Origin of the sequence: Aquabacterium sp., from assembly GCF_036279655.1 — a bacterium.
In the GTDB taxonomy this organism is placed as follows: Bacteria; Pseudomonadota; Gammaproteobacteria; order Burkholderiales; family Burkholderiaceae_C; genus Aquabacterium.
The window spans coordinates 64,901-82,842 of sequence record NZ_DASUIT010000057.1; the positions used below are offsets into that span (position 1 = coordinate 64,901).

Consider the following 17,942-nt stretch of genomic DNA (forward strand, 5'->3'; position numbering starts at 1 on the left):
ACAATGTCGGCATGACTTCTGACCTCCCTGACTCGCCCACGCGGCCGATCCTCCTGCTGGTGGATGGCTCCAGCTATCTCTACCGTGCCTTCCACGCCATGCCCGATCTGCGCGGGCCGCAAGGGGAGCCGACGGGAGCCATGCATGGCATGGTCAATATGCTGCGTCGCCTGCGTGAGCAGATCCAGGCCGAGCATGCAGTGTGTGTGTTCGACGCCAAAGGCCCCAATTTTCGTAACGAGTGGTATGCCGAGTACAAGGCCCAGCGGCCGCCCATGCCGCCCGACCTGGTCGCCCAGATCGAGCCCATCCATGAGGTCGTGCGCCTGTTGGGCTGGCCCATCCTGGAGGTGCCAGGCATCGAGGCCGATGATGCCATCGGCACCCTGGCCGCCATCGCCGAGCGCAGCGGTCACCAGGTGGTGATCTCGACGGGCGACAAGGACATGGCTCAACTGGTGACCCCTCATGTCACCCTGGTCAACACCATGAGCAACGAGACGCTGGACGAAGCGGGTGTGCTGGCCAAGTTCGGCGTGCCGCCCCAGCGCATCGTCGACTACCTGACCTTGATGGGGGACACGGTCGACAATGTGCCCGGCGTCGAGAAGGTCGGCCCCAAGACGGCCGCCAAATGGATCGCCGAGCACGAGAGCCTGGACGGCGTGGTGGCCGCGGCCGACCGCATCAAGGGCGTGGCGGGTGAGAACCTGCGCAAGGCCCTGGACTGGCTGCCCCAGGCACGACGCCTGGTGACCATCCGCACGGACTGCGATCTCAGCGCCCACATCGAGCGCTGGCCTGAACTCGATACCCTGGCCTTGCGGGCTCCGGATCAACAGGGGCTCCTGACCTTCTATGCCGACCACGGCTTCAAGACCTGGAAGCGGGAGCTGGAGCAGGCCCTGGGCACCGGGGGGGCGCAGGCTGCATCGGTCCCTTCGTCCTCCACCAGTGCCACCCAGCCGGGGGCGACGGGCGATCTGTTCAGCGCACCGGAGGACAGCGCACCGGCTGCGACGACGCTCGAGACGCGTTACGACACCGTGCTGGACTGGCCCACCTTCGATCGCTGGCTGGACAAGATCCAGTCTGCCGATCTGGTGGCGTTGGACACCGAAACCGATTCGCTGGACGGCATGAAGGCCCGCATCGTGGGCATCAGTGTGTCCACGGCGGTGGGCGAGGCCGCCTACATCCCCCTGGGGCACAACGGCCCGGATGCGCCCGCCCAATTGCCGCTCGACGACGTGCTGGCACGCCTCCAACCCTGGCTGGAAGACGCGCACCGTGCCAAGCTGGGTCAGAACATCAAGTACGACACCCATGTGCTGGCCAACCATGGCATCACGGTGCGGGGCTATGCCCACGACACCATGCTCGAGAGTTACGTCATCGAGGCCCATAAGCCCCACAATCTGGAGAGTCTGGCCCTGCGCCATACCGGCCGCCAGGGCCTGAGCTACGAGGCCGTGGCGGGCAAGGGCGCGCAGCAGATCCCCTTTGCCCAGGTGGCGGTGGACCGTGCCTCACACTACTCGTGCGAGGACAGCGACATGACCCTGCATGTGCATCAGGTCCTGTGGCCGCAGTTGCAGGCCAACGCCCACCTGCGCGATGTCTATGAGCGCATGGAGTTGCCGGTGGCCCGGGTGCTGCAGCGCATCGAACGCAACGGCGTGCTGATCGACAAGGCCTTGCTGCAGCAGCAGAGCCATGAGCTGGCGCACCGCATCGTCGAGATCGAGCAGTCGGCCTATGAGCTGGCTGGTCAGCCCTTCAATCTGGGTTCGCCCAAGCAGATCGGCGAGATCCTCTTCGGGCGACTGGGCCTGCCGGTGGTCAAGAAGACCGCCACGGGGGCCCCGTCCACCAATGAAGAAGTGCTGGAAAAGCTGGCCGAGGACTACCCCCTGCCGGCGCGCATCCTGGAGCACCGGGGCCTGGCCAAGCTCAAGAGCACCTACACCGACAAGCTGCCCCTGATGATCAACCCGGAGACGGGGCGCGTGCACACCAACTACGCCCAGGCGGTGGCAGTGACGGGGCGCTTGTCCAGCAACGAACCCAATCTGCAGAACATCCCCGTGCGCACGGCCGAGGGGCGCCGCATCCGCGAAGCCTTCATCGCTCCTCCCGGCCACCAGATCATGTCGGCCGACTATTCGCAGATCGAGTTGCGCATCATGGCCCACCTCTCGCAGGACGAGAACCTGCTGAGCGCCTTTGCGCACGGGCAGGACGTGCACCGCGCCACGGCCAGCGAGATCTTCGGTGTGCCACCCGATCAGGTCAGCAGCGAGCAGCGCCGCTATGCCAAGGTCATCAACTTCGGGCTGATCTACGGCATGAGCGCCTTCGGACTGGCCTCCAACCTGGGCATCGAGCGTTCGGCGGCGGCGGCCTACATCGAGCGCTATTTCCAGCGCTACCCCGGGGTCAAGCGCTACATGGACGACACCCGCCTGACAGCCAAGGACCAGGGCTATGTCGAGACGGTGTTCGGGCGCCGTTTGTGGCTGCCGGAGATCAACAGCCCCAACGGCCCCAGCCGCGCAGGAGCCGAGCGTGCCGCCATCAACGCGCCCATGCAGGGCACGGCGGCCGATCTGATCAAGCTGTCCATGGTGGCGGTGCAGGACGAGCTGGACCGCCAGGACAAGGGCAGCCGCATGATCATGCAGGTGCACGACGAACTGGTGCTGGAAGTGCCCGAGGGCGAGATCGAGTGGGTTCGCACCGAAATCCCGCGCCTGATGGCCTCGGTGGCGCAACTGCGCGTGCCCCTGCTGGCCGAGATCGGCTGCGGCCCCAACTGGGAGGCCGCCCACTGAGTGTTTGCCCCCGCCCGGCGCAGTGAAAAGCCCACAGACAAGGGCGGGCGCCTGGGCGTATGCTGATGGTGAGTTGTCACCGAGTTGTCATGGTGCCGAGTCAGAATCGAGAGGGGAATTCTGTTTGGGAAGTGATGTGCAGGTGAGTCAAGAATCTGATAAGTCGTCCAATGACGAACTGGTGGCATCGACGGACGCCGAGGCCGTGAGCCACAACGCCACTGCGGGAGTTGCATCCTTGAAGCTGCTGGGTCGAGAACAGGCCATACTGGAGTTCAATCGTCGGGTGCTGGCTCAGGCTCAGCGCGACGATGTGCCCTTGCTGGAGCGCCTGCGCTACATCTGCATCGTCTCGTCCAACCTTGACGAGTTTTTCGAGGTGCGCTATGCCGACATCCTGGAGGCGTCTCGCCTGCGGGGCTCGGGGGTGACCCCCGAGGATCTGGCCGATGTCTCCAGCCGAGCCCATGCCCTGGTCCAGGACCAGTACGATGCGTTCAATGGCGTGCTGCTGCCGCAATTGCGTCAGCAGGGCATCGACATCCTCAACCATGCGGACCGCAATGAGGCGCAGCGCGAGTGGGTGTCTGCCTTCTTCCGCCGTCAGGTGCAGCCCTTGCTCACCCCCATCGGGCTGGATCCCTCGCACCCTTTCCCGCAGGTGGCCAACAAGACGCTGAACTTCATCGTCAAGCTCGGTGGGCTGGACGTCTTCGGGCGCGACAACTCGATCGCCATCGTGCGCATTCCGCGTGTGTTGCCGCGCGTCATCAAGCTGCCTGAAAAGATCTCCGACGGACGTCAGGCCTTTGTGCTGCTGTCCAGCGTGATCCGCGCACACCTGCCCGAGCTGTTCCCCGGCCGTGAGATCGAGGCGTTCTCGCAGTTCCGCCTGACGCGGGACTCCGATCTGGATGTCGACGAAGACGATGTGACCAATCTGCGGCAGGCCCTGCGCTCCAAGATGAGCACCCGGCAGTTTGGTCAAGCCGTGCGCATGGAAGTGGTGGATTCCTGCCCGCATGAGCTGTCCGACTTCCTGCTGGAGCAGTTCGGGCTCACGGCCGAGGCGCTCTACAAGGTCCACGGGCCGGTCAACCTGGGGCGCCTGACCCAGGTCATCGACCAGGCCGACGCCGACCTTCTGCGCTTTGTCCCCTACCAGGCCGGCTGGCCCGAGGCCATGTTGCGTTCGGGCGATTTGTTCGATCGCCTCAAGGAGGGGGATGTGATGCTGCATCACCCCTTCCAGTCCTTTGATGCCGTGGTGCAGTTCCTGCGGGATGCCGTCCATGACCCCGATGTACTGGCCATCAAGCAGACCATCTACCGCACGGGCAGCGAGTCCGTGCTGATGGAGCTGTTGCTCGAGGCGGTGCGTCGCGGCAAGGAAGTGCTGGCCGTGGTGGAGCTCAAGGCCCGTTTCGACGAAGAGGCCAACATCAACTGGGCGGAGCGTCTCGAAGCCCTGGGTGCCCAGGTGGTGTATGGCGTGGTGGGCCTCAAGACCCACGCCAAGATGATGCTGGTCACGCGACGTGAAGGGCACCGCCTGCGCCGCTATGCGCACCTGTCCACCGGCAACTACAACCCCCGCACCTCCAAGCTCTACACCGATGTGGGCTGGCTCACGGCCAATCCCGAGCTCACTTCGGACGTGGACATGATCTTCCAGCAACTGGCCAGCCTGACCCAGTTGAAGTCGCCCAAGCAGTTGCTGCTGGCGCCCTTCACCATGCAGCAGCGCATGGTGCACCACATCCAGCGTGTGGGGCAGGCCGCTCGCCATGGGTATCCGGCCCGCATCGTGGCCAAGGTCAATGCGCTCACCGACGAGATCCTGATCCGTGCCCTGGTCGAGGCGGGGCAGCATGGCGCCAGCATCGACCTGATCGTGCGTGGCGCCTGCATCCTGCCGCCCGGCGTGGCCGGTCTGACGGACCGCATCCGTGTGCGTTCGGTTGTGGGCCGCATGCTGGAACACACCCGCGTGCTGTACTTCCGCTGGGGGCATGGCGAGGAGGACGAGGCCCTGTACCTCTCCAGCGCCGACTGGATGAATCGCAACATGACGCGGCGCATCGAGATCGCCTGGCCCGTCCACGACCCGGTGCTGCGCCAGCGCGTGATTGACGAATGTCTGGTGCCTTACCTGCTCGATGGCTGCGATGCCTGGCAGCAGTTCAGTGACGGGCACTACGAACGCGTGGGCGTGGATGGCCCCAGCGCGCAGCGTGCCTTGATGGACCGGCATCGCGCGGTGGACTGAATCTGGCAGAGGCGCGCATGGATCTGATCCTCTGGCGACATGCGCATGCCGGTGACCCCTACGAGGATGCCGAGCTGGACATGGCACGCCCGCTCTCACCCAAGGGTGAGCGGCAGGCAGCCCGCATGGGGGACTGGTTGAATCGGCACCTGACGGAGTCGACGCGTGTGCTGGTCAGCCCGGCACAGCCCACGCGGCAGACGGCCACGGCCTTGGGGCGCGCCTTCAAGGTGGCGGAGGCCCTGGCGCCCGGGGGCTCTGTCGATGATTTGCTCATGGCAGCGCGTTTCCCACGCAGTCGCGAGGCGGTGCTGGTGGTGGGGCATCAACCCACTCTGGGGTTGGTGTTGGCGCGTCTGCTGGAGGCGAGCGAGCCGTCCGTGCCCTGGTCGTTCAAGAAGGGCGCCGTGTGGTGGCTGCGCTGGCGTGAACGCGAGGGCCAGGGCCAGATCACCGTGCATGCGGTGCTCGGCCCCGACACCCTCTGAGGTCGCAGCCGCTCAAGCGGCATCGCTCAGGTTGCGTGGATCACCGGCCGATTTCATCAGCTCGTTCGGGCGGACATCATTGGTCAGCACTTGCGGGCAGCGCAGGCAGGCGCTCACGCCCTCCTGATGCCACCACTGGCACTGACCGCGGATGGCGCAGCGCGGCGGTTTGCTCACCACCACAGGCGCCATGCGCACCGTGCGGATGGCCAGTCGACAGGCCTGGCGCGGCTCGTCGAAATGCCAGCATGCGGTGCTCATGATGCAGGGGGCGGCGATGCGAAACACCTCGGCGGGCAGCACGGGTGCCGTCATCTCGACCAGCTCCGGCGTCACGGGCAGGGTCTGGTCCAGGTAGGCGGTGTCGGGTTGATCGACGGTGCCGCCGACCACGGCGAACACCTGTGCCTCGGGCACGTCATGCTGTGCACTGGGGCACAGCGTCCGGGTGGGCGTGGTCATGGCGGCGCTCCCCTGGCTCAGCGGGTGGTGGGCACGGACACCTGGTTGATGCCCTGGGTGATCAGCGACTGCGACAACTGGCTGAAGGCGGGCTGGCCGTAGATCCACCACTGCGGCACGATCTGCCCGCCCGAGAAGACCAAGCCGGCAGCGCCGCTGACCTGCTGGGTCTGCTCGGCGCTGAGCTCGCTCATGGACTGGCGTGCGGCCAGGGCGCGTTCGACACCCTGGCGGGCCAGGTGCTGGAGATCGCCGGCCGATGCGCGTGCAGCGGTGGTGGCGGCGGGGGTGGTGTGAATGTGCTTGCTCATGGTCAGTACCTCATGGGTGAGTTGAAGATCCGGGAGGCAGCCAAAGTGCTGCATCCCTGGAGGTACTGTAGAAATCGGCCTGGCGCGGCACATCCTTCGAACTAGGGCTCCCCCTAGTTCGACTTAGGGACCCCTTGCGGGGGAGGTCGGGGACGGGCGTCAGAGCAGCGCGAGCAGGTCCTGAGGGTGAGCGCAGATGACATCGGCGCCCCAGCGACCCACGTCCTCGGCGGTGCCCAGATAGCCCCAGGCTGCGGCTGCGCTGGGCATCTCGGCGGCCTGGGCGGCCTGGATGTCGCGCAGATCGTCACCGACATAGAGCGTGCGTTGGGGGCTCACGCCGAGGCGCTCGCAGGCGGTCAGCAGGGGCAGGGGGTGAGGTTTGGCGTGGGCCGTGCTGTCACCGCTGATGATGACGCCCGCACGTGCCTCCAGCCCCAGACCCCGCATCACGGGGAGGGTGAAACGGTGGGGTTTGTTGGTGACCACGCCCCAGTCCAGGCCCCGTGCTTCCAGGGCCGACAGCACCTCGGCCATGCCGGCAAAGAGTTCGGTGGTGTCGGCCAGGCAGTGTTCATAAGCACTGAGAAAAGCCTGTCGCAGTTCTTCGTATTCGGGGTGGCCGGGGTGGATGTCCAGGCCTGCAGCGAGCAGACCACGTGCGCCAGCGGAGGCGTGGGGGCGCAGCACATCCAGTGGCAGGGCGGGCAGGCAGCGCTGCAGCCGCAGGTGGTTGAGGGCGCCGCCGAGGTCACCGGCGGTGTCGGCCAGGGTGCCGTCCAGATCGAACAGCACCGCTTCGGGCGGGTGCGCCCAGGCAATCGTGGTCATGGTCAGTGGGGCCTCAGGCCGGTTTGCGGCAGGCCATCAGGTAGTTCACGCTGGTGTCGCCCGAGAGCCAGTAGCGCTCGGTCAGCGGGTTGTATTCCATGCCCTTCATCTGCAGGCCGTCCAGGCCGGCCTCACGCGTCCAGCGGGCCAGCTCGGCCGGCTTGATGAAGCGAGCAAACTCATGCGTGCCTTTGGGCAGCAGTTTGAGCAGGTACTCGGCGCCGACGATGGCGAACAGGAAGCTCTTGGGGTTGCGGTTGAGGGTCGAGAAGAAGACCCAGCCGCCCGGTTTGACCATGTCAGCGCAGGCACGCACCACCGAGCTGGGGTCGGGCACGTGTTCCAGCATTTCCATGCAGGTGACCACATCGAACTGACCGGCCTGTTCAGCAGCCAGGGCTTCGGCGGCGACCGAGCGGTAGCTCAGGTTGGCGACGCCGGCTTCCATGGCGTGCAGTTGCGCGACCTTCAGGGGCTTGTCGGCCAGGTCGATCCCCAGAACATCGGCGCCACGACGGGCCATGGATTCGGCCAGGATGCCACCACCACAGCCGACGTCGACCACCCGTTTGCCCTTGATCCCAGCCCACTGGTCGATCCAGTCCAGGCGCAGGGGGTTGATCTGGTGCAGGGGGCGGAACTCGCTGTCGGGGTCCCACCAGCGGTGGGCCAGTTCACTGAACTTGGCAAGTTCCTGCGGATCGACGTTGGCGGTCATGGTGCTCATAGCCTCAATGCTACCGCGCAAACAGGCCGATCCGGCTCAGGCCATGTCGGTCTGCTTGAGTCGACGGTACAGGGTGTTGCGGCTGATGCCCAGACGGCGGGCGGCTTCGGACATATTGCCCTCGCTGGCCTGGATGGCCCGCTCGATGGCCGAGCTCGACAGGCGCTTGAGGTTGATCTCGGGCGTGTCGGGGGGCGGGCAGGGCGTGGCGGGCGCGGCCAGTTGCATGGCCTGGGCCTCTTCGACCTCGCCCATGCGATAGGGGCGGGAGAACACATCGTCCCACAGGTCTTCACTGAAGTGTTCCCAGTGCAGTTCGTCCTCGTGGGGGGAGAGCAGGGCGCAGGCGGTGCGCAACACGGCATGCAGTTGACGCAGATTGCCGGGCCAGGGGTGTTGCTGCAGGGCCTGGAGCACCTCGTCGGCCAGGCTGGGGGCCTGGTGGCGCTTCATGTCGTGACCCAGGCTGTGCAGCATGTCGTCAATGAGCTCTACCATGTCGCCCCGCTCACGCAGCGAGGGCAGTTGCACGGTCAGGCCATTGATGCGCCAGTACAGGTCTTCGCGGAATTCGCCCCTGGCCACCGCCTCGCGCAACTGTCGATGGGTGGCGCAGACCAGCACAAAGTCCACGGGCACCGGGTGGCAGCCGCCCACGGGCACCACCTCCTTGTCCTGCAGCACACGCAGCAGGCGCGATTGCAGGGACAGGGGCATGTCGCCGATCTCATCGAGAAAGAGGGTGCCGCCTTCGGCCTGGCGGATGCGACCGGGCGAGCCCTCCTTGCGCGCGCCGGTGAAGGCGCCTCCCACGTAGCCGAAGAGTTCGGCTTCGATCAGGTGTTCGGGCAGGGCCGCGCAGTTGACGGCAATGAAGGGCTTGCTGGCGCGGTCGCCCTCGGTGTGCAGGGTGCGGGCAAAGACCTCCTTGCCCGTGCCGGAGGCGCCTTGCAGCAGCACCGCGATGCCCTGGGCCTGTACCTTCAGGGCGCGCTGCAGGGCCTTGCTCATGCGGGTGTCGTCACGCCCGGCCGGCGTGCGCACGGGCCGCGGCGGGATGGTCCGGGCGGTGCTGCCACCCGGTCGCTGCCGGGTGGGCTCCACCGGAGCCGTGGCCCACACGCGGCGCCGACGGTCGGGCTCGTCCTTGACGAACAGGCTCTGGCCCTGCATGGTGGTGACGCGGGTGGGGGTGCCGGTGGCCGGCAGGGAGAGCAGGCGCTGGGCCTGGGGGCCCAGCAGGCGGTCGAGGGTGGTCGCGCCGATCTGCAGCGCCGACAGACCCAGCCAGTGCTGGGCAATGGCATTGGCCCCCATGATCCAGCCGTCTTCGGTCACGGCCAGCAGCCCCTCGCCGACCGCACCCAGGCCCTCTGCGTGGGGGTGCAGGCGCAGCAACTGGTCGTTGGCGTGGCGGGCGTGGAAGAGCCGGTCCTCGATCATGCGTGCGGCCGAGCGCACCAGCGCGAAGGTGTGGGGGTGCTGGCTGCGCTGGTCACCCGAGATGTCGAGCACGCCGCGCAGGCGTCCGTCCGGGGCCATCACCGGGGCCGCCGAGCAGGTCAGGAAACCATTGCGGTCCAGGTAGTGCTCGGCGCCATGGATGACCACGGCTTTTTGGTCGGCCAGGGCGGTGCCGATGGCATTGGTGCCCCGGTGTTCTTCGCGCCACAGGGCGCCGGGGCGCAGGGACACCCGCTCGGCCCGCTCCAGGAAGTCGGCGTCGCCCAGGGTGTGCAGCAGCATGCCCTGGGCATCGGCCAGGATCACCATGCTGCCGCTGCCCTGCATCTGGTCGAACACGAACTCCATGACGGGGCGCGCGTGGGCCAGGAAGTCGGCTTCATTGAGCAAGGCGCGGCGCAGCTCGGTGCCGGTGCTGATGGGGGGGGCAACCGGGGGATCGCTGGGAGACAGGCCCGCCCGCTGGCTGCGCTGCCAGGAGCGTGAGAGGGTGTCGTCCACCAGACCTTGAGGCACCTCGCCGGATTCGAGCAAGCAGCGGCGCGCCTGGCGCAACTGGTCGAGTGAGGCGTGATGCATCAATTGCATAGAGGGCCTTTTGAAAGGGGTGGAGTCGATCTGTGCCAAGTATCGCGCCAGAGGTCCACTGTCACATACGGGTTCCCCCTGTGTCACTTTGGTACAGCGTCACTATTTGGCGCATCGGCTGTCACCCTGGTACAGGTGTGACACAGGGGGTGGCACAGCGGTGCGATGAACGCTCCCCGTAGGGGCTCGGGACTAACCCTGCATGGCACGGCCTGTGCGCTAGGAGGGGCTGGGCGCCGGCCCTTTCACCCCTTCGGGACGGCGACATTCACCACCGCTGAGACAGGAGATATTCATGCGCTACCCCAACCCCGGCACTGCAGGCTCGCCCGTCGAATTCAAGTCGCGTTACGACAATTTCATCAACGGCCAGTTCGTGCCACCGGTCTCAGGTCAGTACTTTGACGTGATCACGCCGATCAGCGGCAAGGTCTACACGCAGGCGGCCCGCTCGACCGAGGCGGACATCGAATTGGCTTTGGACGCTGCCCACGCCGCCAAGGACAAGTGGGCCGCCACCTCGGCCACCGAACGCTCCAACATCCTGCTCAAGATCGCCGACCGCATCGAGCAGAACGTCGAGAAGCTGGCCTATGCCGAAACCGTGGACAACGGCAAACCCATCCGCGAGACCCTGAACGCCGACATCCCGCTGTCAGCCGATCACTTCCGCTATTTCGCCGGTTGCCTGCGTGCCCAGGAAGGCGCGCTCAGCGAGATCGACGGCAACACCGTGGCCTACCACTTCCATGAGCCCCTGGGCGTGGTCGGTCAGATCATCCCCTGGAACTTCCCCATCCTGATGGCCGCCTGGAAGCTGGCGCCCGCCCTGGGTGCGGGCAACTGCGTGGTGCTCAAACCGGCTGAATCGACGCCTGTCAGCATCCTGGTGCTGGCCGAGCTGATCGCCGACCTGCTGCCCCCGGGCGTGCTCAACATCGTCAACGGCTATGGCCGTGAAGCCGGCATGCCCCTGGCCTCCAGCAAGCGCATCGCCAAGATCGCCTTCACGGGCTCGACCGCCACGGGTCGGGTGATCGCGCAGGCCGCCGCGTCCAACCTGATCCCCGCCACGCTGGAGCTGGGTGGCAAGAGCCCCAACATCTTCTTTGACGATGTGATGGCGGCGGACGATGCCTTCCTGGACAAGGCCATTGAAGGCCTGGTGCTGTTTGCCTTCAACCAGGGGGAGGTGTGTACCTGTCCGTCGCGCGCCCTGATCCAGGAGTCGATCTACGACCGCTTCATGGAGCGCGCCCTCAAGCGCGTGGCCGCCATCAAACAGGGCAGCCCTCTGGACACCGACACCATGATGGGTGCCCAGGCCTCGTCCATGCAGATGGAAAAGATCATGTCCTACATGGACATCGGCAAGCAGGAAGGCGCCCAGTTGCTGATCGGCGGCGAGCGCGCCATGCTGGGCGGCGATCTGGCCGATGGCTACTACGTGCAGCCCACCTTGTTCAAGGGCGACAACAGCATGCGCATCTTCCGTGAGGAGATCTTCGGCCCGGTGCTGGCGGTGACCACTTTCAAGGATGAAGCCGAGGCCATGGCCATCGCCAACGACACACCCTATGGCCTGGGCGCGGGTGTGTGGACCCGCGATGGCAGCCGTGCCTACCGTTTTGGCCGGGGCATCCAGGCCGGCCGCGTGTGGACCAACTGCTACCACCACTACCCGGCTCACGCCACTTTCGGTGGCTACAAGGAGTCGGGCATCGGCCGCGAGACCCACAAGATGATGTTGGACCACTATCAGCAGACCAAGAACATCCTGGTCAGCTATGACCAGAACAAGCTGGGCTTTTTCTGATCGCCTGACAAGGAGCCATCATGGTCGAACGCGTGCAGGCCACCCCACAGGCGCTCAGCCTCATCGCGAAGCTGACGGACCAGTATGGCCCCTTGATGTTCCATCAGTCGGGGGGCTGCTGTGATGGCAACTCGCCGATGTGCTTTGCGCAGGGCGATCTGCTGATCACCGATGCCGACGTCAAGCTCGGGGTCATTGGCGGCGCGCCCTTCTACATGAGCCGTGCTCAGTTCGAGTACCTGGAGCACACCCAGCTCACCATCGACGTGGCGCCTGGGCGAGGGGGCATGTTTTCTCTGGAAGGCTCGCATGGGGTGCGTTTCCTCACCCGCTCGCGGCTGTACAGTGAGGGCGAATTTGATTCGCTGCCCCCGGTGGAGTCCGGCGTCCAGGCCTGAGCTGGGCCCTGGCGCCTCATGAAACTCCGCGAGGGTGGCTGCCTTCGCGGAGTTTTTTCATGTTGATCGTCTACGGCATTCCCAACTGCAACACCGTCAAGAAGGCGCGTACCTGGCTCGATGAGCAGGGGCTGGCCTATACCTTCCACGACTACAAGAAGCAGGGCGTGCAAGCCGATCGGCTACAGGCCTGGATCGATCAGGTGGGCTGGGAGGTGCTGGTCAATCGCCAGGGCACCACCTGGCGCCAACTGGATGAAGCGACCCGGGCGGGTGTGACCGATGCCGCCAGCGCACGCGCCCTGATGCTGGACAAGGCGAGCGTCATCAAGCGCCCGGTGATCGAGCGGGCCGGGCGGGTGCTGAGCGTGGGGTTTGACGACAAGAAGTGGGTCGATCTGCTCAAGCCTTGAGGGGCGCACTGCGCTGGCGATGACTTACCAACAGCGCCATCCCGACCAGACCCAGACCCATCTGGGCCCAGGTGGACGCTTCTGGCACCCGCGGGGCGACGGTGTAGCCATTGGCATTGGCGTTGATGGCCACGACACCGACCAATGACTCGCCCGAGCGATTTGCCCAGGTGTTGCTGATGAGTCGATCGTCGCTGATCGAAGCCGTGCGATTGCTACGCAAGTAGATGTTCAGGCTGCTGGTGTTTTCTCCAACACTGCGCCCCTGGCTGTTCAAATCGATGGAGGCTGAGGCGAAGGCCAGAATATAGGTCCAGTCCATGTAACCGTTGTCCTCATAGCCCCACGGAGTGCTCTCCAGCGGCGCATCACTTGGAACGGTCACTGCGATGGCTCCTTGGCTTTGGGCTGAGAAGGTGACGGCGGTGTTGGCACTCAAGGTAAACGCACCCTTGAAACCTGCCATAGCGCCCCATTCGGCACCCATGGGTGCGGACGCGGACACGAACGCTCCCTCCGGGCCTGTCGAGGCCTGGTATCCAGGGGCAGATACACCGGTGCTTGTGCCCAGAGGACCTGAGAGCGTGTTCTGCAGGCTGATACTCTCAGAGAAGATGGGCGTAGCCCACCGTTGACCGTCCGTGCCCGTTTGAATCGTTTCACCCAGGAGGCTTGAAGAGGATGCTTCACCCCAGGTCAGGGTGGGCGCGATATTGTCCAGGGGATCCAGGTCCGTCAAGGTGTACTGAATGTGGGTGATCGAGACATGGCTGTCTGCCTGAGCCAGGGCGGCGCTCGACATCAAACCCAGTCCGAGTGTCCAGCAGCACAAGATCGCAGTGTGATGTGAGTGGCTCATGATATTTCCCAAGGTTTTGATGGACTGGATCCCATATTAATGGGATGCGGTTGACGTGTTGAATGGATGTTTTCCCTGGATGCGAGGGTTTGTTTCCATGGAGTCGCGCGTGCAACCACAGGCAGCGCCTGACGGGCGCTTCAGTCGATCAAGGACAAGTGCAACAGCTGGCTGGTCTGACCATTGACCTGCACATCCACGCCTTGTCGCCCGATGTAGAGCGGCCGCGTGCTCACGGGTTTGAAGGACAGCGTCTGCACCCAACGAGCCTGCTCGCCCGGCGCCAGGCTCAGGCGGCGGCCCTTGAAGGTCTTGGGCTTGAGTTGCCCATCCGCTTTGCGAAAGTGCGTGCGCACATCCACCTCCAGGTCCTGTGCCTGTGGCGATCGGGACTGCAGCGTCACGCACAGCTCAAGGCTGTGACCGATCCTCACCTCGGGGGCGGAGAGGGTCAGCGTCACGTCGCCGACGAAGGGCGTGCCCACGCCCCAGGCCTGCAGCATCGGGCCGTGTCCCTGCTTGATCAGGTGGCGGCTGGCGTGCCTGAGCAGCCGCTGGTGTTCGGTCGATGCGCTGTCGCGGTGCCGCTGCACCCAGTCCACCAGCACATCGGGGTGATCTTTCCCAATGTCATTGAGGTGGTTGGCCACGCTGCGGCGCACATATTCGCTGGGGTCGTGCTGCAAGGTGTCCAGCAAGGGCAGCGTGGGTGAGGGGTCAGTCACCAGGGCCTGCAGACGCAGTCCCCAGGGCAGACGGGGGCGGCTGCCTTCGCTGACCAGTCGGCGGACATGGGCGCTGGGGTCATGCTGCCAGGTGTGCAGCGTGCGCAGCACCACTTCGGGGTGGGCCACCAGGAAGGGGCGGATGGCGAACTCTGCCGTGAAGCGCTGGGTGATGGCGTGCAGCGCCTGCAAGGCGCGCTCGGGGTGTGGCAGGCCACGCTGGGCCATGACCTCGCCATAGGCCCACAGGGCCCAGCCCCCCACGCCGGTGTCGTCTGTCCCCAGGCTGCCGAGTTCCTTGTCCGGGTCATGTTCCCGACGCGGTGCGGGCACCGCCTTGAGGCTGCGCTCCAGCCAGGTGGCGCAGGTGTCCACATCTTCCGGCAAGGTGGCCAGCAAGGCGGCGGCCAGGTGCTGAGCCCGGGCCTTGAATTCCAGACGCTCCAGTCCGGCCAGTGCCAGCGCCTTGAAGCGGGGCGCATCAAACCCCTGATCCACACGCCGCAGGTGGTGGGCCACCGCCTCCACCACGGACGGATTGATCAGGTTCTTGAAGGGTTCAGCCATCGCTCAGATCCGGGTCATCCGGCCAGCAGTTGCCTCAGCACGAAGGGCAGGATGCCGCCATGCTGGTAGTAGCTGACCTCGATCGGCGTGTCGATGCGCAGCCGCACGATCACGGTTTGGCGCGAGCCATCGCGGCGCTCGATGATCAGCCCCACATCGGCTTGCGGCTTGAGTTCGGTGCCCAGATCGATGCCGATCACCTCATCGCCTGTGAGGCCCAGGGACTGCCAGCTGTCATCGCCCTTGAACTGCAGGGGCAGCACGCCCATGCCCACCAGATTGGATCGGTGGATGCGCTCGAAGCTGCGCGCGACCACGGCCCGGATGCCCAGCAGTTGTGTGCCCTTGGCGGCCCAGTCGCGGCTGGAGCCGGTGCCGTATTCCTCTCCGGCAAAGATGACGGTGGGCGTGCCCTCGGCCTGGTACTTCATGGCGGCGTCATAGATGAACATCTTGTCGCCGCCGGGCTGAAACAGGGTCAGGCCCCCTTCTTCGCGGCTGCCGTCGGCCTGTGCCGGGATCATCAGGTTCTTGATCCGCACATTGGCGAAGGTGCCGCGCATCATGACCTCGTGGTTGCCTCGGCGCGAGCCGTAGCTGTTGAAGTCGGCCTGCAGGACACCCTGCGCCAGCAGGTACTGCCCCCCGGGTGTGGCCGCCTTGATCGACCCGGCCGGGGAGATGTGGTCGGTGGTGATGGAGTCTCCGAACAGGGCCATGATGCGGGCACCTTGCACGCCCATGGCCGAGGCCTGGGGCAGCATCTCGAAGCCATCGAAAAAGGGCGGGCGGGCGATGTAACTGCTCTTGGGCCAGGTGTAGACTTGGCCGGTGACGCCCTGGGTCTTCTTCCACAGCTTGCCGGGTTTGCTCTGGATCTGCTCGTAGTTCTTGCGGTAGGCCTTGCCGTTCAGGGCGTGCCTGAGCAACTGGTGGATCTCGTCACTGCTGGGCCAGATGTCACCCAGGTAGATGTCTCGCACCTGGCCATCTTTGCCTTTGCCCTGCCCCACGGGTTCGGTCATCAGGTCGCGTGTGACATTGCCCGCGATGGCATACGCCACCACCAACGGCGGGCTGGCCAGGAAGTTGGCCTTGAGATTGGGGTGGATGCGCGCCTCGAAATTGCGATTGCCCGAGAGCACGGCGGCGCAGATCAGGTCGTTGCGGGTGATGAGCTCATTGATCTCTGGCATCAGGTCGCCAGCGTTGCCGATGCAGGTGGTGCACCCGTAGGCCGCGACATGGAAGCCCAGTTTTTCCAGGTAGGGCAGCAGGCCGGCCTTGTCCAGGTACTCCGTGACGATGCGTGAGCCTGGGGCCAGCGAGGTCTTCACATGGGGTTTGACCTTCAGGCCCGCCTGCACGGCCTTCTTGGCCAGCAAGCCAGCGGCCAGCAGAACGCCCGGGTTGGAGGTGTTGGTGCACGAGGTGATGGCGGCGATCAGCACATCGCCGTGGCGGATGTCGATGCCGCTGGCGGTGGTGAAGGTCTGGCCCAACTGCTCCGCAGGCTGGTTGAAACCATTGTGGGCCGTGGGCCTGGCAAACAGATCGCTGAAGGTGCGGGCCACCTGGCCGATCTCGATGCGGTCCTGCGGGCGCTTGGGGCCCGCCAGCGATGGGGTCACGGAGCCCAGGTCCAGCCGGACCACGCTGGAGTAGTCGATCTCACCGGCCTGGGGGACGCCAAAGAGCTGTTGCGCCTTGAAGTAGGCCTCGAAGGCTTCGATCTCTGACTTGCGTCGGCCCGTGCCCTTGAAATAGTCGATGGTTTTGTCGTCGACCGGGAAGAAGCCCATGGTGGCGCCATACTCCGGGGCCATGTTGGCGATGGTGGCACGGTCGGGCAGGGACAGCGAGGCGGTGCCCTCGCCAAAGAACTCGACGAACTTGCCCACCACTTTGTGCTGGCGCAGCAATTCGGTCACCGTGAGCACCAGGTCGGTGGCCGTCACGCCCTCGCGCAGGCGGCCCGTGAGCTCCAGGCCCACCACATCGGGGGTCAGAAAGTACACCGGCTGGCCCAGCATGCCGGCCTCGGCCTCGATGCCGCCCACACCCCAGCCAACCACACCGATGCCATTGATCATGGTGGTGTGGCTGTCGGTGCCGACCAGGGTGTCCGGGTAGGCGATGCCGTTCCGGGTCTTGTGCACCCCGCGTGCCAGGTACTCCAGATTGACCTGGTGCACGATGCCGAAGCCCGGCGGCACCACCCCAAAGGTGTCAAAGGCCTGCATGCCCCATTTCATGAACTCGTAGCGCTCGGCATTGCGCTGGAACTCCAACTTCATGTTGAGGTCGAGCGACTTCTTGCTGCCATAGTGGTCGATCATCACGGAGTGGTCGACCACCAGGTCCACGGGCACCAGGGGCTCGATGCGCTTGGGGTCCTGGCCCAGCGATTGCGCCACCTGGCGCATGGCGGCCAGATCGGCCAGCAAGGGCACGCCCGTGAAGTCCTGCAGCACCACGCGCGAGACCACGAAGGGGATCTCGTCCGTGCGGGGCGCGACCGCCTGCCAGTTGGCCAGTTGTGTGACGTGCTCAGGCGTGACCTTGTGCCCGTCGCAGTTGCGCAGCACCGACTCCAGCACGATGCGGATCGAGACTGGCAGGCGCTGAACCTGGGGGTATGTCCTGGCCAGTTCCGGCAAGGAGTAGAACTGGAGCGATGTGCCCGAGGCCGTCTTGAAGGACTGGAGCGTGCCGGCAAAGGCATGGGCCGGGGTTGGGGATCGACGGACAGACCGGGATGCGGGGCGGGTGGTGGCCATGAGATCTCCTTCTTGGGCAAAGACACGTCACAGCGCATTCTGGCAGGCGCGGTGATCTGGTCAGGGGGGGAGCGATTTGACCTCGTGGTAGATCGTGGTGAATTCGCGGCCATGCCGATCGAAGCCTGCAGACACATGGCCCAGAGCGTGGTCTTGGATTGGCCTCGTCACGGCCGCCAGGTGCCCCTCGGGACAGCGGAAGTGGCGCCCCAGCGCGTCGATGAAGGGCTGGACATCCTTCATTCGGAGCTCGGCCTTGTAGAGGTTGAGATCGAAGGACTGCCGCGTGCCCTGGTCTTCTCCCACCTCGACATACAGGAAGGACGCTTGAGCCCGGCGTTGTGCGGCCAGGCGCACCAGGGGCTCCAGCACCCCTGAGGCCGTGGGCGTGCTCGCACCCCGGTAGAGCT

Annotated in this window: 15 protein-coding genes; 6 read left to right on the plus strand and 9 right to left on the minus strand. The window is 65.5% G+C overall.

Features of this window, described 5'->3' with window-relative positions:
- Positions 1–11: 11 nt before the first annotated feature.
- The 3 genes from polA to VFW84_RS06705 all read left to right on the plus strand — a co-directional run bounded on the left by polA (position 12) and on the right by VFW84_RS06705 (position 5,591).
- Positions 12–2,834: a DNA polymerase I gene (gene polA / locus VFW84_RS06695; protein ID WP_329679664.1), complete on the plus strand. Its 2,823-nt coding sequence runs from the start codon at positions 12–14 to the stop codon at positions 2,832–2,834.
- Between the two features lie 205 nt (positions 2,835–3,039).
- Positions 3,040–5,103 carry a polyphosphate kinase 1 gene (ppk1, locus tag VFW84_RS06700; RefSeq protein WP_329679682.1) on the plus strand — a complete coding sequence of 688 codons (2,064 nt, stop codon included), beginning with the start codon at positions 3,040–3,042 and terminating at the stop codon, positions 5,101–5,103.
- Between the two features lie 17 nt (positions 5,104–5,120).
- The gene (locus VFW84_RS06705; protein ID WP_329679665.1) at positions 5,121–5,591 is read left to right on the plus strand and encodes a SixA phosphatase family protein; all 471 of its coding nucleotides are present in this window, start codon (positions 5,121–5,123) and stop codon (positions 5,589–5,591) included.
- Positions 5,592–5,603: 12 nt separating this feature from the next.
- Here VFW84_RS06705 and VFW84_RS06710 read toward each other — a convergent pair whose 3' ends face one another.
- The 5 genes from VFW84_RS06710 to VFW84_RS06730 form a co-directional block, all read right to left on the minus strand.
- Entirely contained in the window at positions 5,604–6,053 is a 450-nt protein-coding gene (locus VFW84_RS06710; RefSeq protein WP_329679666.1) for a nitrogen fixation protein, read from the minus strand.
- Positions 6,054–6,070: 17 nt separating this feature from the next.
- A complete protein-coding gene (locus VFW84_RS06715) occupies positions 6,071–6,364 on the minus strand; it encodes a hypothetical protein (RefSeq protein ID WP_329679667.1) in 294 nt (97 codons plus the stop codon).
- Between the two features lie 159 nt (positions 6,365–6,523).
- Positions 6,524–7,195 (minus strand): HAD-IA family hydrolase, encoded by a 672-nt coding sequence (locus VFW84_RS06720; protein ID WP_329679668.1) that lies wholly within the window; start codon positions 7,193–7,195, stop codon positions 6,524–6,526.
- A gap of 13 nt (positions 7,196–7,208) precedes the next feature.
- Positions 7,209–7,922: a bifunctional 2-polyprenyl-6-hydroxyphenol methylase/3-demethylubiquinol 3-O-methyltransferase UbiG gene (gene ubiG / locus VFW84_RS06725; protein WP_329679669.1), complete on the minus strand. Its 714-nt coding sequence runs from the start codon at positions 7,920–7,922 to the stop codon at positions 7,209–7,211.
- A 36-nt stretch (positions 7,923–7,958) separates the two neighbouring features.
- Positions 7,959–9,974, minus strand: a complete 2,016-nt coding sequence (locus VFW84_RS06730; RefSeq protein ID WP_329679670.1) for a sigma-54-dependent Fis family transcriptional regulator — start codon at positions 9,972–9,974, stop codon at positions 7,959–7,961.
- Positions 9,975–10,269: 295 nt separating this feature from the next.
- Here VFW84_RS06730 and VFW84_RS06735 point away from each other — a divergent pair, with 295 nt between their 5' ends.
- From VFW84_RS06735 to VFW84_RS06745, 3 genes are read left to right on the plus strand one after another with little or no spacing between them, the layout of a single operon-like run.
- A complete protein-coding gene (locus tag VFW84_RS06735; RefSeq protein WP_329679671.1) occupies positions 10,270–11,790 on the plus strand; it encodes an aldehyde dehydrogenase family protein in 1,521 nt (506 codons plus the stop codon).
- 20 nt (positions 11,791–11,810) lie between these two features.
- Complete coding sequence (locus tag VFW84_RS06740) at positions 11,811–12,188, plus strand: DUF779 domain-containing protein (RefSeq protein WP_329679672.1); 378 nt, start codon at positions 11,811–11,813, stop codon at positions 12,186–12,188.
- Positions 12,189–12,247: 59 nt separating this feature from the next.
- Positions 12,248–12,601, plus strand: coding sequence for an ArsC family reductase (locus VFW84_RS06745; RefSeq protein ID WP_329679673.1), 354 nt, complete (start codon positions 12,248–12,250; stop codon positions 12,599–12,601).
- Here the strand turns inward: VFW84_RS06745 and VFW84_RS06750 are convergent.
- The 4 genes from VFW84_RS06750 to VFW84_RS06765 form a co-directional block, all read right to left on the minus strand.
- Positions 12,591–13,403: a hypothetical protein gene (locus VFW84_RS06750; protein WP_329679674.1), complete on the minus strand. Its 813-nt coding sequence runs from the start codon at positions 13,401–13,403 to the stop codon at positions 12,591–12,593. The two genes, VFW84_RS06745 and VFW84_RS06750, sit on opposite strands and share 11 nt — an antisense overlap.
- Before the next feature lie 197 nt (positions 13,404–13,600).
- A complete protein-coding gene (locus VFW84_RS06755; RefSeq protein ID WP_329679675.1) occupies positions 13,601–14,752 on the minus strand; it encodes a DNA alkylation repair protein in 1,152 nt (383 codons plus the stop codon).
- A 14-nt stretch (positions 14,753–14,766) separates the two neighbouring features.
- Positions 14,767–17,532, minus strand: a complete 2,766-nt coding sequence (gene acnA / locus VFW84_RS06760; RefSeq protein ID WP_329679676.1) for an aconitate hydratase AcnA — start codon at positions 17,530–17,532, stop codon at positions 14,767–14,769.
- Positions 17,533–17,592: 60 nt separating this feature from the next.
- Positions 17,593–17,942: hypothetical protein (locus tag VFW84_RS06765; RefSeq protein ID WP_329679677.1), on the minus strand; the 350-nt coding region annotated here is incomplete at its 5' end.

Coding starts and splice junctions, on each gene's coding strand:
- polA (WP_329679664.1), top strand. CDS start 12: ATGACTTCTGACCTCCCTGACTCGCCCACGCGGCCGATCCTCCTGCTG.
- VFW84_RS06705 (WP_329679665.1), top strand. CDS start 5,121: ATGGATCTGATCCTCTGGCGACATGCGCATGCCGGTGACCCCTACGAG.
- VFW84_RS06710 (WP_329679666.1), bottom strand. CDS start 6,053: ATGACCACGCCCACCCGGACGCTGTGCCCCAGTGCACAGCATGACGTG.
- VFW84_RS06715 (WP_329679667.1), bottom strand. CDS start 6,364: ATGAGCAAGCACATTCACACCACCCCCGCCGCCACCACCGCTGCACGC.
- VFW84_RS06720 (WP_329679668.1), bottom strand. CDS start 7,195: ATGACCACGATTGCCTGGGCGCACCCGCCCGAAGCGGTGCTGTTCGAT.
- ubiG (WP_329679669.1), bottom strand. CDS start 7,922: ATGAGCACCATGACCGCCAACGTCGATCCGCAGGAACTTGCCAAGTTC.
- VFW84_RS06730 (WP_329679670.1), bottom strand. CDS start 9,974: ATGCAATTGATGCATCACGCCTCACTCGACCAGTTGCGCCAGGCGCGC.
- VFW84_RS06735 (WP_329679671.1), top strand. CDS start 10,270: ATGCGCTACCCCAACCCCGGCACTGCAGGCTCGCCCGTCGAATTCAAG.
- VFW84_RS06740 (WP_329679672.1), top strand. CDS start 11,811: ATGGTCGAACGCGTGCAGGCCACCCCACAGGCGCTCAGCCTCATCGCG.
- VFW84_RS06745 (WP_329679673.1), top strand. CDS start 12,248: ATGTTGATCGTCTACGGCATTCCCAACTGCAACACCGTCAAGAAGGCG.
- VFW84_RS06750 (WP_329679674.1), bottom strand. CDS start 13,403: ATGTCGAGCGCCGCCCTGGCTCAGGCAGACAGCCATGTCTCGATCACC.
- VFW84_RS06755 (WP_329679675.1), bottom strand. CDS start 14,752: ATGGCTGAACCCTTCAAGAACCTGATCAATCCGTCCGTGGTGGAGGCG.
- acnA (WP_329679676.1), bottom strand. CDS start 17,532: ATGGCCACCACCCGCCCCGCATCCCGGTCTGTCCGTCGATCCCCAACC.